Source organism: Treponema denticola, from assembly GCF_024181605.1.
In the GTDB taxonomy this organism is placed as follows: Bacteria; Spirochaetota; Spirochaetia; order Treponematales; family Treponemataceae; genus Treponema_B; species Treponema_B denticola_B.
Map to the genome: position 1 here is coordinate 1,713,927 of NZ_CP054477.1, position 13,066 is coordinate 1,726,992.

At 42.0% G+C, this 13,066-nt stretch carries 11 protein-coding genes and 1 tRNA gene; 4 read left to right on the top strand and 8 right to left on the bottom strand.

Annotated features, from left to right (window positions below; genetic code table 11):
* Window positions 1-14: 14 nt before the first annotated feature.
* The 4 genes from E4N80_RS07955 to E4N80_RS07970 all read right to left on the bottom strand — a co-directional run bounded on the left by E4N80_RS07955 (window position 15) and on the right by E4N80_RS07970 (window position 7,538).
* Window positions 15-2,081 carry a flagellar assembly lytic transglycosylase gene (locus E4N80_RS07955; RefSeq protein ID WP_253698685.1) on the bottom strand — a complete coding sequence of 689 codons (2,067 nt, stop codon included), beginning with the start codon at window positions 2,079-2,081 and terminating at the stop codon, window positions 15-17.
* Window positions 2,082-2,142: 61 nt separating this feature from the next.
* Window positions 2,143-3,219 (bottom strand): LysM peptidoglycan-binding domain-containing protein, encoded by a 1,077-nt coding sequence (locus tag E4N80_RS07960; RefSeq protein WP_253698687.1) that lies wholly within the window; start codon window positions 3,217-3,219, stop codon window positions 2,143-2,145.
* Between the two features lie 313 nt (window positions 3,220-3,532).
* Window positions 3,533-4,810: a leucine-rich repeat domain-containing protein gene (locus tag E4N80_RS07965; RefSeq protein WP_253718052.1), complete on the bottom strand. Its 1,278-nt coding sequence runs from the start codon at window positions 4,808-4,810 to the stop codon at window positions 3,533-3,535.
* Between the two features lie 118 nt (window positions 4,811-4,928).
* On the bottom strand, window positions 4,929-7,538 hold the full coding sequence (locus tag E4N80_RS07970; protein WP_253698689.1) for a right-handed parallel beta-helix repeat-containing protein: 2,610 nt from the start codon (window positions 7,536-7,538) through the stop codon (window positions 4,929-4,931).
* Between the two features lie 435 nt (window positions 7,539-7,973).
* On the opposite strand from E4N80_RS07970, the gene E4N80_RS07975 reads away from it, so the two are divergent.
* From E4N80_RS07975 to E4N80_RS07985, 3 genes are all read left to right on the top strand, one after another.
* Entirely contained in the window at window positions 7,974-8,714 is a 741-nt protein-coding gene (locus tag E4N80_RS07975) for a YggS family pyridoxal phosphate-dependent enzyme (RefSeq protein ID WP_253698690.1), read from the top strand.
* Window positions 8,695-9,513, top strand: coding sequence for a DUF4097 domain-containing protein (locus E4N80_RS07980; RefSeq protein ID WP_253698692.1), 819 nt, complete (start codon window positions 8,695-8,697; stop codon window positions 9,511-9,513). The genes E4N80_RS07975 and E4N80_RS07980 overlap by 20 nt, the downstream gene beginning before the upstream one ends.
* A gap of 260 nt (window positions 9,514-9,773) precedes the next feature.
* Window positions 9,774-9,847 (top strand) — tRNA-Ile (locus E4N80_RS07985).
* A gap of 9 nt (window positions 9,848-9,856) precedes the next feature.
* Here the strand turns inward: E4N80_RS07985 and trhA are convergent.
* Window positions 9,857-10,510: a PAQR family membrane homeostasis protein TrhA gene (gene trhA, locus E4N80_RS07990; RefSeq protein ID WP_253698693.1), complete on the bottom strand. Its 654-nt coding sequence runs from the start codon at window positions 10,508-10,510 to the stop codon at window positions 9,857-9,859.
* A 141-nt stretch (window positions 10,511-10,651) separates the two neighbouring features.
* On the opposite strand from trhA, the gene E4N80_RS07995 reads away from it, so the two are divergent.
* Window positions 10,652-11,575: a M23 family metallopeptidase gene (locus E4N80_RS07995; protein WP_253698695.1), complete on the top strand. Its 924-nt coding sequence runs from the start codon at window positions 10,652-10,654 to the stop codon at window positions 11,573-11,575.
* On the opposite strand, the gene E4N80_RS08000 is transcribed toward E4N80_RS07995, so the two are convergent.
* Genes E4N80_RS08000 through E4N80_RS08010 form a run of 3 tightly spaced genes read right to left on the bottom strand, consistent with a single transcriptional unit; the run spans window position 11,572 to window position 13,037 of the window.
* Window positions 11,572-12,057, bottom strand: a complete 486-nt coding sequence (locus E4N80_RS08000) for a hypothetical protein (RefSeq protein ID WP_253698697.1) — start codon at window positions 12,055-12,057, stop codon at window positions 11,572-11,574. The genes E4N80_RS07995 and E4N80_RS08000 overlap by 4 nt on opposite strands.
* Window positions 12,047-12,688 (bottom strand): RNA polymerase sigma factor, encoded by a 642-nt coding sequence (locus tag E4N80_RS08005; RefSeq protein ID WP_253698698.1) that lies wholly within the window; start codon window positions 12,686-12,688, stop codon window positions 12,047-12,049. Before E4N80_RS08005 ends, E4N80_RS08000 begins: the two co-directional genes overlap by 11 nt.
* Window positions 12,681-13,037, bottom strand: a complete 357-nt coding sequence (locus tag E4N80_RS08010) for a hypothetical protein (RefSeq protein WP_253698699.1) — start codon at window positions 13,035-13,037, stop codon at window positions 12,681-12,683. The genes E4N80_RS08005 and E4N80_RS08010 overlap by 8 nt, the downstream gene beginning before the upstream one ends.
* Window positions 13,038-13,066 lie beyond the last annotated feature (29 nt).

A 13,066-nucleotide genomic window follows, 5' to 3' on the forward strand; every position in this document is an offset into this window, starting at 1 on the left:
CAAGAATCCCAGTGTTAAATATCCGGAAAAAGCTCTTTTATAATTTCGCGGTAGGTTTTATTGTAATATAAATGCCCGTAGATAATTGCGGCGGCAAGCACATTTCTGCCGTAGCCCCTTGTTTCCGCATAAGCAAGACTTTCTAAAAACAAGTCAGTCGGTAAATCACCGGCCTGCCTTACCCAGCGTTTGACTGCATTGGGACCTGCATTATAAGAAAAAAGAGCATGCATAATTTTTCCGCCATTACGGCGTATCATATCCGAAAGATAGAATGCCCCGAAACGGATATTCGTATCGGGATTGTTAAGGTCATAAGATTCCAGCTTTAGGCGGCGGGCAATGTCGGCAGCAGTAGGCTTCATAAGCTGGGCAAGCCCTATCGCCCCCGCATGGGAAACAACCTCAGGCTTAAAATAACTTTCGCTTCTAAGCAGGGCGTATAAAAGATACTCCGGTAAATTGTATTCTGCCGCATATCTTTTAACCGGCTCAAGCCAAGGCCGAGGATAAATCAACTTTAAGTGTTCATCTCCAAATTCGGCTCCTTCGGAGTTGACCGCAAAGGTCATAATCCTCATGGAGTCGGCATAATAGCCGTTTTCCGATAAAGCTCGCGAAAAAACAGCGGCTTCTTCCGTACTGATCTGAGGATATAAAACGGTAATTTTATTGTACAGTTGGGAATAAAGTTTATATTTTACAAAACCTTTTAGAATCCGAACAGTCTCTTCATCCGAAAAGCCGCTGCCGCTTTTTCTTTTATAATTTTTACCGTATGGGGAAGAGGAAATAGGAAGCCCAAGCTGATAAGCAGCCATGAGCCTGTAATAAAAGGAATTATGATCTTTTTCATAGGCTTCACGGTAAAGCTTTTGAGACTCTGCATCCGATGATTTTTTAGAACGCGCAAGAATATAAGCAAGACGGGCTCGTGCCGTCAGAAGATTTGTTTTTTGAACGGCTTTTTGAAGTTTTTCAAGACTTTTCCAATCTTGAGAAAAAACCAGCTTCATACAAGCATGAGCTGTCAGTTCTTCATAAACCGCAGGATTCTTCCATGAAGGAGCAGATGAGCAAAGCTCATCAAAAAATACCTTAAATGACCTATTTTTTTCTATATCGAGGATGTACCAGAGGGCAACGTCATAATCGTAAGGTTGGGGCGGATAGGTTTTAGCCTTTTTAAAAAGTAAAAGAGCCTTTTCGGTATTTTCCTTTCCGCCCATCTTTAGCCGCAGGCGGGCAGCATAAAAAGCATACATGTATTTTTGTACGGCATAGTCGGAATGGTTTACGGATTTTTTTTCATAAAAGTCAAGCCGATTTTCAAAAAGCAGCACATCGGAAGCGTAATCCATTGAACCTGATAAGGCAGCTCTTCCTGCATCAGAGAGAACCATCCTATATTCAAAGCACGGGTTACCTTCTGCTTCCATTAAACTTTTAAAAATAATCCACGCATCTTTAAACCGAGATTCAAAGTTTAACTTTCTTGCTTTTAGAATATTAAAAAAATCGTCTCCGCAGCCTTTTAATTCATTTTTGTTTTTTTCGATATTTTTTAGACCTTCAATAATTTCCGCATCAAATTTTTGTGCGTTAAGATACTCAGGCAAGGGCTGCTCCATTTTTTTAAAATTCCCCGATAGGAATAGGAGTCTTTGAATTTCTTCTCTTATTGTTTGATTGTCTAATTTATTGTCTAATTGGATAGCTTCGGGTAAAGCAAGTTTTTTTTCAAGACGCGTAAGTTTTTCTTCATTGAATAAAAGAGAATAAAGAGCATCATCGGCCAGTTTTTTATATGGCATTGGAGCATTTTTTATTGCGTACTCAAAATAAGCCCTAGCCGATGTATCATAGATTTTTTTATCCGAAGCCCTTACCTTCGCATTTTGGAGGGCAAAACCTATATAGTACAAGGACGAAGGGTCTGTATTATACAGCTTCTTTAATTCCAAAGGTTGAGGTTTTAAAAAGCGGTAAAAATTTTCCGAATAAAGGTCCTCAATCAGGCGGGCTTCTTCCGTTTTATCATAAGAGCCCGCACAGGAAACACTGCAAAGACAAACGCACAAAAAGAACCATATTAAAGCGATACGGATAAATTTGGAAGTTATAAAGCTATCCTCTTAAAAATTATTTAGGCGGAATATCTATATAAGTTCCTGCTATAATCAGGTTCGGATTTTTGATTTTATTGTAATCCGCTATTTTTTTATAGAGCCAAGGTGTTTTATAATAGGTCTCGGATAGATCCCAAAGGGTATCTCCCCATTTGACTTTGTACCGTACAGCTCCATTGGAATTTACATTCGATTTTTTTTGAGCTTCAGCTTTTTTCTTTGCATCAGCTTTTTGTTTAGCCTCTTCTTCAGCTTTCTTTTTAGCCTCAGCTTCAGCCTTTTGCTTGGCTTCTTCTTCAGCTTTCTTTTGAGCTTCAGCAGCAGCCTTTTGCCTTTCTTCCTCTTCAGCTTTTCTCTTGGCTTCGGCAGCGGCCTTTTCTTCTGCATTTTCTTGAGGAGCATTAGAGGTTGTCGCATTTACATCTTTTTTAGACTCTTGCACCTGTTCAACCTTTTCAGGAGCTGAAGCTATCTTATCCTTATCGGCAAAGGGCATTTTTTTTGTCAAAAGAAGGATTGCAAATACCAAAGCCGTTATACAAAGAATTATTATAAGAATTATCAGCCAAAGAGGCATCTTTTTCTTTTTTTCGGATTTTTCTTCATCATTACCGTAAAGTTGGGAATCGGCCCCAGATTCAAGCGGCTCATCAAAAGAAAGGTCATCGCTTTCTTTTATAAAATAATCATCATCACCGCTTTTAAAATCGGATGAGGAATCAAACGAGGCGAAATCGAAATCCAGACCTTCAAGGCTTGCCTCATCAAGATTTTTTAAGGAAACTTTTAGAGATTGATGCGAGCCTGAGCCCTCATCTACTGCTTCTGCAGAAAGATTTTTTTCTTCATCAAGCTTTATTTTTAAATTTATAGTGGGATCACCTGCAGAGCCTGTTGAAACATCTTCTACGATAAGGGAGCCTATATATTCCGGCTCTGTTCCGTCAACTTGTTTAAATAAATTTATTTGAACACTTTCTTGATCATCCCTAACCGTAGTCAATTCCAAAGACTGCTCGGAAAGAGCATCTTCATCTAAAATCGGGAAAAATGTCCCGTCTGCAAGTTTTATTCCTATTTTTGAAGCCATACCATCCTCCTGCAAAATTTCCAAGTTTAATAATTGCTCATAGCATAATATCTATTTTAACCGCAAAAGAGGTTCTTGTCAATAAATTTAACAAGTTTTAAAAGGGAATTTTAGGGGAGCTTTGTTAAGATATTTAATTTTCCTCTTTGCGAAGTTGAGCGAAGTTCAACGCTTTGCGGCCTTGGCGGTTTCCTTAATGTAACTGCCCCCTGTTCCGCCCGATACGAGAGGCTCGCATAGGGCGGTACGAGCCATTCGTATAACGGCATACGAGAGGCTCGCATAGAGCGGTGCGAAACGCTCGAGTGCGGCGTTAAAGCTCAACCATATTCCAGCCTGCATTATACTTATACATCTTCCACTTCTTTACCGTTTTTACATTATTAAAGGAGTCTGCTAAGTCCGACGGAGCGGTAAAGTCTGTGTGATTGCCTTCGGTAACGCCGTTTTTTTCGGTGTAAAGAATACACTTCGCATCATCACTATCCTGCCGTTGCGGTAAATCGTCAAAGAGCTTTTTAAATGCGTCTGCATTAAGCTGATTGACGCAGCAGGACAGATATCGCAAAGCGGTACAGCCCTGCACGTTAAGAGCTGTGAGCTGATTGTCACCGCAGCTCAGCCCTTGCAAAGCGGGCAAGTCCTGCACGTTAAGGGCGGTAAGCCGATTGCTGTCGCAGACCAGACTTCGCAAAGCGGTTAAGCCCTGCACGTTAAGATCGGTGAGCTGATTGTTCCAGCAGGACAGATATCGCAAAGCGGTACAGCCCTGCACGTTAAGAGCGATTAGTTTATTGTGACGGCTCTCCAGCCCTTGCAAAGCGGTACAGCCCTGCACATTAAGTTCGGTAAGCTGATTGTCCTGGCAGGACAACCCTTGCAAAGCGGTTAAGCCTTGTACATTAAGGGCGGTTAGCTGATTGACGTAGCAGGACAGATATCGCAAAGCGGTACAGCCCTGCACGTTAAGAGCGGTTAGCCGGTTGAGGTAGCGGCAATCAAGATCGGTGATCTTACCTTTGAGGATAACCCTCGTGCCTTTTGCATGCAGTGTTGTAGTTTGGGTACCGCTTTGAAGCTCCGTTTCGGTACAGCCTTCTACCGTTACGGGGGTATCGTCTGAGGTTCTTACCCTAACTTCGATGTCAAGTTTGTCGGGGCTTAAGATGAGAGATGCTCCGCCTTCTATAAAGGGGGCCTGAAATTTCACCTTTATGTCCGCATTTGCCGTTACGGTGTAATTATAGCTTGTATTCGTACTCGCTTCGCCGATGACTGTGCCGGCGTTTGTCCACTGTCCCAGTACATAATCCTGAGCGGGTTCTGCGGTAAAGACAAGGGTTTCACCTTTTTCCACTTGATCGCCTGAATTGAGTTCCTTGCCGTCAACTTGGGCTTTAAGCGTGCCGAGTCCGCTTCCGACACCGAAGGTAATGGTGTACTTAGGCGTCGAAGCGCCGGCGGAATCGCCCGTACCGGGTTGCGCCGCATTCGAGCACGCGGCCATACCGAACAGCGCAATGAGCACCAAAACTGCGGCTGTGATGATTGCCGCGGCTCCCTTCTTTTTGTGAGTTTTAGATTTTGTCATATATTCCTCCTCATCAAAGTTTTTTATTTAGGAAAGGAAGACGCTCCAGGGCACAGGTGGGAACCCGTCCCGCAAAAAGGCTTAGAGTACCGCCAACAATTACCCCGTTCCCCGGTATCTACGGTTTTTTCAGCTTACCGTTGCTGTCTACTATCCACATCTGACCGATCTCCGGCGTTACGGTAAATCTTTCATAATTCTGCGGTGTACCTTCTGTTATATCGCCCGTAAGCACCTGCGCGAAAACGCCGGGAGCAGGCTCGTAGTTTTCAGGCGTAATGCGTGTAACGGGAGCCGTACCGGCCAAGGGGCCGGCAAGGGTTATCATTTTGCCGGCTTTTAAATACACGTCGTTTTCATTGGGATCACTTGTATCAACTTTTGCGCTGCCGCTCATCGTAAATGTACCGCCGGCGGCAAGGTAGACACCTCCGCCTTTACCGCCTGCTTGCACTGCGTTACCAGACAATGAGCCGCCTTTCATGGTAAACGAGGCATTCCTGTCGATATATATACCGCCGCCTTCTTGGGCTTGATTGATTTTAATTTCGCCGCCTGTCATAACTGCCGTTACGGGTTTTCCTGAGCGGCCTTTCATATAAATACCGCCGCCTAAGGAATCACCGGGACTAAGATTTACACTGTTGCTCTCGAATTTAGTGGTCCCTTTTATAGTGAGGGTTACATCGGCATAAGCTGCCTGAACATACAGGCCCCCGCCTTTTTTTTCTACCATGTTGTTTTTAATTACGGTATCTTCTATCGTTAGGTTACTGTCCTCAGCATAGATGCCGCCGCCTTCGTTGGCGGTTATGGTACCTGTAATACCCTCAATAGTACAACCTTCAATAGTTGCCTTTGGCACCTTTCGAAGATAAATGCCGCCGCCCTGCTTTTGGCCGAACTCGTTGCCAGAGCTTTCACCGATGAACCCGCATTGGTTTAGTGTTACGTTTGATAAAGACACCTTTCCGTTTCCGTAAACGGAGATGCCCGCTCCGTGTCCGGTCTTGTCGGCGGCGGGGTGGGAGTCATACTTGATATTGCAGTTTTTGATTTTTGCGTTGTGTATTTTAAGCTCGCCGGGTTTGTCCGGATCCCAATGGCAGTTTATACCGCCGCCTAAGTTGCCTCCTCCGCCCGACGCTATAACCTTATTATCTTCTATTTGTGTTGTAGTACTCATAGTGTCGGGGGCACCGTTTTCATCCGTGTTGATATACAGACTTCCTCGGGTAATATCGATAGCACCGCCTGTGATGTGCCCGGTGTTATCTTTGATGATCCCGCTTTTAATGCGGACAACCGGCTGCTTGTCGTCACTATTGCCGGCATAGATTGCCCCTCCGGCAGCGCCGGTTGCCGTGCAGCCCATAATGGTACAACTTTCAAGTACGGCCTCTACCCTGCCGTTCAAAAATATACCGCCTCCGCTGTACGCTGTACAGTCTTTGATAGTGCAGTATTTAAGCGTCAAGGTTTTTATTCCGGCAGCGTCAATGGCACCGCCAGTCTCATAGGAAGAGGATTTGTTTGCATAACCGTTTTTGAGTGTCAGGTTTTCGAGCGTGAGCTCCGTCTTATCTCCCGTTACGGTAAAGATGCGGTGAGCGTTTAGACCTAACGCATTTTGATTTGCATCGAGTGTTGTTCCGATTTTGCCCTTTATGGTAAGGCTTGTCGTTACATTGATTTCTCCATTATTGCCGGTACCGTTTGTTGCTTTAACATTACCCATGACGGTTATAATGCCGCCAGCCTCTGCACTTTCGACGGCTTGTTTTAACTTTTTCCATGCCTTCGTATTGTCGCTTAAATCAGGGATATAACCTAAAGTCTTCGCTTCTTTTGGTGCCGAAGAAAGGCCTTTCCTGTCAATCAGCCGGACTGTGTATTTTTGGGGGAGCGTGCTTTCCGTAAGGCCCGTATCGGTTTTAACGTATAGCTCCCAATTTCCGGACGTAATCGTATCAATGAGCGGGTCAACACCCGTTGATGGCAAGAGAAAAGGACCCCCATTCGATGTGTCGAATTGGGAAGCCTGTGCGCTAATCGGTATTTTTATGCCCGTGCCGTCTTCTTTTTGTACATTAAGGTATGCGATGTCTTTATGCAAAAGAGTGGTGGAATCGAACGGAACGGCCATACCGCCGGCTTTAAAATGCAGTACGTACATACCGCCGGTTTTTGTTTTTGCTATCGTTATATCACCGATTTCAGGCGGCGGAGTATTCACTTCAATATTCAAACTGAACTTTTTACCGAATTTTCTGCCGTCCGTGGAAATCAGGGTAATTTCGGGGCCTATGCCGCCGTTACTCCACTCATGTTTTTTTAAAAAGGCTGAATTGTACGTGAGTTCGAGCATATCGCCTGTCTGTTTAAAGGTGTAGTCAATGTTGTATCTAGGCTGCTGATCTGAAGGAAACCCGGGGAAATTGATAACTTTCCCCGCATCTAAGACGGATGTCGGCATAATGAGGGTAAATTTTCTCGGATTACGCAGTTTTATCGTAAGCTTTACATCGTCTGCAGAGGGTATGCACAGTGCTCCGTCATTACTCATTTGATAGGGCTTATTGATGCTGAAGTCAATAGGAACAACTTCGCTGGACCAGTAGCTTAAAAAATCTTCAGGGTCATCCCTAAATTGTTTACAAGTTGTAAATACAACGGCGGCTGTCAGCACTGCCGCAATCGTTGTTAAAATCTTTAAAAGTTTTTTCATCACTTATTACTCCTTCTTAGGGGATTTTGTTTTTTGGATTGAATTGTTCCAATCTGAAAACATATTTTTTGTAACTGCTATCGGTGCGTTTGTATGTCATTATGGTACAGTATAGCACTTTTCGCCGTAAATTACAACTTTTTGGGATTTTTTTGTTTAACCGCAGCGAGCGCAAAGCGTTGAGCTTACGCTCAACTTAGCAAAGATGTTTTGATTCTGTCTTAATAATGCATTCTTAAATTTACCCTTTGCGGTCCCTCTCGGCCTTGGCGGTTTTATTTTATATCTTCAAAAATTACCGTACTTTCACTTGGAAAAGGCTGCACAATGTGTTATAATCAGCTATTGTCTATGGAGGAAACTATGTTTGATATGAAAAAATCGTATCTATATATTTTGAACCTGATTATACCATAGACAAATGTGAGGTAATTTATGAAGGACGATATTAAAATAAATTTGGAAGAAGTGCATAGACGGATGGAAGAGGCTTGTAAGGCCTGCGGAAGGGATCCTAAAGAGGTAAGGCTTCTTATGGCGACAAAGACCGTTACACCGGAGAGAATCTTAAAGGCCTTTGAATATGGTGAACTTTTAATAGGCGAAAACAAGGTTCAAGAGCTATGCGAAAAGTATGAGTCTCTTTCATCGGTAAAACACGAGACTCATTTTATAGGGCACCTGCAAACCAATAAGATTAAGGACGTAATAAAATATGCAGACTGCATTGAGTCTGTCGATAGGCTTGACCTAGCTGAAAAGCTTAGCAAAAGACTTGAATCCGAGGGGAAGACCATGGATATTTTAATTCAGGTAAACACCTCTCAAGAAGAAAGCAAATTCGGATGTAAGCCTGAAGAAGCCCTTGCTCTAACCGAAAAAATTGCAAAACTTCCCTGCTTAAAAATAAAAGGCCTTATGACAATAGGACTTTTTTCCGATGATATGGATAAGGTGAGACTTTGTTTTAAGCTCCTGCAAAAAATTCGAAAAGAAATAACCGAAAAAAACATTCCCAATGTTTCGATGGAGGTTGTTTCTATGGGAATGACGGGAGATCTTGAAGTTGCTATCGAAGAAGGCTCAACCCTAATAAGAGTAGGTACGGCAATTTTCGGCAAAAGAAATTATCCCGATTCCTATTATTGGAACGAAAATGCAAAAATTGAAGGTTAGAATTTTTGGTTTATGTTTTTTTTCTCTTTTTCTATTTTACTCCTTTGCCCAAGATTTTGACGCTTTGACAAGGGTTCAAAAGAGGGTTGTAAATATAGAAGCCGCCGTGTCGAAAGTCGATATTTTTATAAGTACCTATGACGGGGACACAATAGCTTATAAAGCGGAGCTCAATGCGGGTACAAAACTTTCGATAGTTGAACATAAAAAGAAATTAAGGTTTACCGAGATAAAACCGGCAAGCGGAAAACTTTTTATCTATGTTCCGAAAGATTTTTTACTTGAATCATGCAGAATTCTTGCAAGTCATTCTTCAATAAAAATTGAAGGCATAAAGGCCGTCCATTTTTCGGTTTCGGGGAATTTTAATCGGGCTGAAATTACAGGCTCACGTTTAAAAAACAGCCTGATTGCACTTTCAAACGGCAGCCTTACCTTTAATAACGGGATTGTAACTGCGGCCGATTTTTGCTTAAACACCTCAACGGCAAAGATTCAAATAGCCGAAGAAAAGGCAGATTGCAACCTTTTTGTAACAAAACAAAAATGTGAAAAATTCTTATACGATGGGGAAGCATATACCGATAAAATTTTAGCCCTTTCGCCGTCCAAACCTAAAAAATTCATCTCTATGAGTGCTTCTTTTTCTGACATAGATTTGGGCTTTTCGGCACCTTTAAAAGAACCGGCAGAAAAATTCGATAAATACGGAGTCAGCGAATTCGGCCCCAAACCCTCTCCCAATTTAGTGAACAACGAAGCAAATTTTTTACCGAAAACCGGCACAAGTTTACCATAAAAAATATACAAGGATGTATATTCATTAACCGCCACGGACGGCGGTGGTTATGTCAAATTCGTACATCCTTGTACTCATTTGACACCGAGTTTTTCAAAGACAAGCTTTGAAAAACATCGCAATAGTTGACAGTAATCGACATCCTGTCGATGTTTTGCCGTTAGGCAAAACTCTAAGATGAAAAATATACACGGACGTATATTTTTCATTGACCGATTGACAAGTTTTAAAGTTTTTGATATACTCAAAACTCTTTTTAAGGGCCCATAGCTCAGTTGGTTAGAGCAGCGGACTCATAATCCGCGGGTCGCCGGTTCAAGTCCAGCTGGGCCCACTTTTCTTTTTACAAACTATAATAAAGCGAAAAAAAGTGCATTATACTCCCGCCGATAACAAAGAGGTGCCAGATACTGTGTGCCCATTTTACCTTCTTCATTGCATAAAAGATACAGCCGGCAGTATAAATAATTCCGCCTATCAGCAAAAACCTAAAGCTTAAAAGCGGGAGCTGTTCTTTTAAAGGTTTTGCTGCAAAGATGATGAGCCAACCCATGGGGATATAGGTAATAACCGATAAAATTCTTACCCGGCTTCCGAATATCGAGTATAAAACTATACCTAGAACAGCCATTCCCCAGATAATGCCGAAGATTGTCCAGCCGACAGCTCCGTGAAGGGCAGAAAGGCAGTAGGCAGTGTAGGTTCCTGCTATCAGTACATAGATTGAACAGTGATCGAAAATACCGAATACTTTTTTTGCCTTTAACGGAAGAGCGTGGTATAGGGTCGAAAAAAGATAGAGAATTATTAAGGAAGCTCCGAAAATGGTAAAGCCTACTACGTAAGCAGCCTTTAAATCCGGCGGAGCATAACGGGCAGCCCTTATAACTAAAAGCACGAGGGCTGCAACCGAAAGACCTGCCCCTATTCCGTGAGTTACGGCATTTGCAATTTCTTCACCTATAGAATATCTGCGTTTAATTTTTTCTTCTTTCATAATTATTTAGACAATTTAAATGATTTAAAGTTGCCTATTACCTTGCATTTTTTTTTGTTTTTTATTATAATTCATCCGAAAAGGGTGAATAAATTCCACTCTTTTGCCGATAATTATATGGAAAAAGTTTTGCAGGTTCAAATGAAAAAAACTAACTATTTGTTTGCAGGTATAATCGTTTTTCTCTTGGTGCTGGGTACAGCCTATTTTGCATTGGATATGTCTACTCCCGTCGGTATTTCCGAAACCGCATTGGATAGCGGAATGGGCGGAGGAGATACAAGATTACCGACTTTTAGGCCTGATAAGGAAATTTCGGAAATAACGCTTCCTCCTCTCGACTACATAGTATATTCGGTAAAAAAAGGCGATATGGTAGGAGAAATTGCCTCCCGCTATGGTGTAAGTCAGGATGCGATTATAAGTTTAAACAAACTTAGAAACACAAGAACCCTACAAATAGGACAGCTGTTAAAAATTCCTTCTATGGACGGAATTGTTTATACCCCGAAAAAAGGCGATACTCCTGAAAAATTGGCCGACACCTATAAAATCTCACTTGAAAAATTAGCCATGGTCAATAACATTTCGGATAACAATGTGCTAAAAGCAGGAGCCGCAATCTTCCTGCCCGATGCAAAACTGGACTGGGTAACCCTTCAAGAAATAAATGGCGACCTTTTTAAGTCTCCCATACACGGAAGATATAGGATAACTTCCCGATACGGCTGGAGGAGGGATCCTTTTACAAAAAAGAGGAGCTTTCATAACGGAATAGATCTTGCGACATACCTCGGTGCCCCCATCTATGCAGCCCTTCCGGGAACCGTGGCCGCAACAGGTTACAGCAATGTATACGGTAACTATGTAATAATAAGGCATCACTCAGGCTATCAAACCCTTTACGGACACATGCATACTATTTTAACTTCCAGAGGAAAATATGTTACCGCTCAAAGTAAGATAGGAACCGTCGGCACAACAGGAAGAAGTACCGGCCCCCATGTTCATTTTACGGTTTACAAAAACGGAGCAACAATAAATCCTACGGCAGTCTGGCACTAAGCCTTCTCTTTTTTTAAATCGAATTTCTTCACAAAAAAATCAAGATTACGGTAAACGAAAATTGCAGAGTAAACACTCACAAATACTGCAAATACAAGGACAAAAGGAATAACAAAACTAAGCTTAAAATTCTCTGCAGCCCATTTACCTATCGCTGTAAAAGGTATGCAGGCAAGACCGACAATCATCAATATTCCTACGACAGCCCAAGGCAAAATACTTACGTTGGTCAGCCGGTATTTTTCTGCCTGAAGACTTAAAAGATCGGGAATTGCAGACTGAATTTTTACCATTGTTTTCTCCGTAAGCGCATCATCTGCCTTGGTCTGAAAAGAAGAAGTATATAGATTAGAAGCCTGTGTAAGAGCACGGACAAGGCTTCGGCATTTTTTACACCGCAAAAGATGAAAGGTAACTGCAAAGGGAACCGCCTCATGCTTATCAAGAATCATATAGCGGTTAATAGCTTCATTACATGTCATAGGCCAAATTCAATTTAAATAAAACGGGATATTCAGGGCTTTCCTCTTGTCCGTAAATTCCTTGATGTTCGAGCTCGGTTTTTAATATTTTTTTTGAGCGGAAAATATGGGACTTAATCGTATTTACGGGTATGCCCGTAACGGATTCTATATCGGCATAGGGCATATCATAAAAAAAATAAAGGTCGATGCATATTCTGTATTTTTCGGGGAGGCCGCTTACTGCCCGCCTGATTGCATTTTTTACACAGTTTTGAATTTGCCTTTCTTCGGGAGTTAAATCATTTGTTTTTATTTCAAAATCGTCAAAGGCGGAAACGAATTCTCTTTTACGCTTAACCGAGTTTATTGCCGAATTATAGGCAATCCTCATAAGCCACGTAGAAAAAGAAGACTCTCCGCGGAATTTAGGCAGGGCCGAAAAAGTTTTAAGCATTATGTCCTGCACAAAATCTTCCGAGTCATCATGGTTTTTAAAAAAGCTCATTCCCAAAGAATAGACACGCTTTTGATACTTTGAAGCAATGAGGCTGAAGGCTTCGGTATTTCCCGCAAGGACGGCCTTACATAAGAGGCGGTCTTGCACGGCTTCAGGAGATTCTTTTCTGAGTAAATTGGGAAATTTAATCATCTTTCAGTTTCTCCTTTCCGGCCTTAGATGAAATAAAATAGTAGAGCAAAAGACCGATACCGCAGCTTAAGGGTACAAGACCGCCCAAAAGTACATAGCTTAGTCCGTCTATGATCGAAAACAAAACGGTCAAAACACCGCCTATCATCAATAAAAGGATACCCGAAATAAGGCAAAATCCCGATAAATTAAATTTTATCGGAGTATATGTTTTAGTTTGAATTTGACAGATTATCTGCTTGTTACGCCAAAACAAGTAGAAAAAAATTAAAACGCCGGCCATAACAATACCGACTATGGGAACAACAGCTATAATAATTTGTGCAGCTGCAACGGGTTGTCCGCTCATTTTAATCCTCCAAAATATGATTCTAGGAA

Bases quoted from the DNA above. Each gene is read 5' to 3' on its own strand.
- E4N80_RS07960 (WP_253698687.1), bottom strand. From the start codon at position 3,219: ATGGCTTCAAAAATAGGAATAAAACTTGCAGACGGGACATTTTTCCCG.
- E4N80_RS07965 (WP_253718052.1), bottom strand. From the start codon at position 4,810: ATGACAAAATCTAAAACTCACAAAAAGAAGGGAGCCGCGGCAATCATC.
- E4N80_RS07970 (WP_253698689.1), bottom strand. From the start codon at position 7,538: ATGAAAAAACTTTTAAAGATTTTAACAACGATTGCGGCAGTGCTGACA.
- E4N80_RS07975 (WP_253698690.1), top strand. From the start codon at position 7,974: ATGAAGGACGATATTAAAATAAATTTGGAAGAAGTGCATAGACGGATG.
- E4N80_RS07980 (WP_253698692.1), top strand. From the start codon at position 8,695: ATGCAAAAATTGAAGGTTAGAATTTTTGGTTTATGTTTTTTTTCTCTT.
- trhA (WP_253698693.1), bottom strand. From the start codon at position 10,510: ATGAAAGAAGAAAAAATTAAACGCAGATATTCTATAGGTGAAGAAATT.
- E4N80_RS07995 (WP_253698695.1), top strand. From the start codon at position 10,652: ATGAAAAAAACTAACTATTTGTTTGCAGGTATAATCGTTTTTCTCTTG.
- E4N80_RS08000 (WP_253698697.1), bottom strand. From the start codon at position 12,057: ATGACATGTAATGAAGCTATTAACCGCTATATGATTCTTGATAAGCAT.
- E4N80_RS08005 (WP_253698698.1), bottom strand. From the start codon at position 12,688: ATGATTAAATTTCCCAATTTACTCAGAAAAGAATCTCCTGAAGCCGTG.
- E4N80_RS08010 (WP_253698699.1), bottom strand. From the start codon at position 13,037: ATGAGCGGACAACCCGTTGCAGCTGCACAAATTATTATAGCTGTTGTT.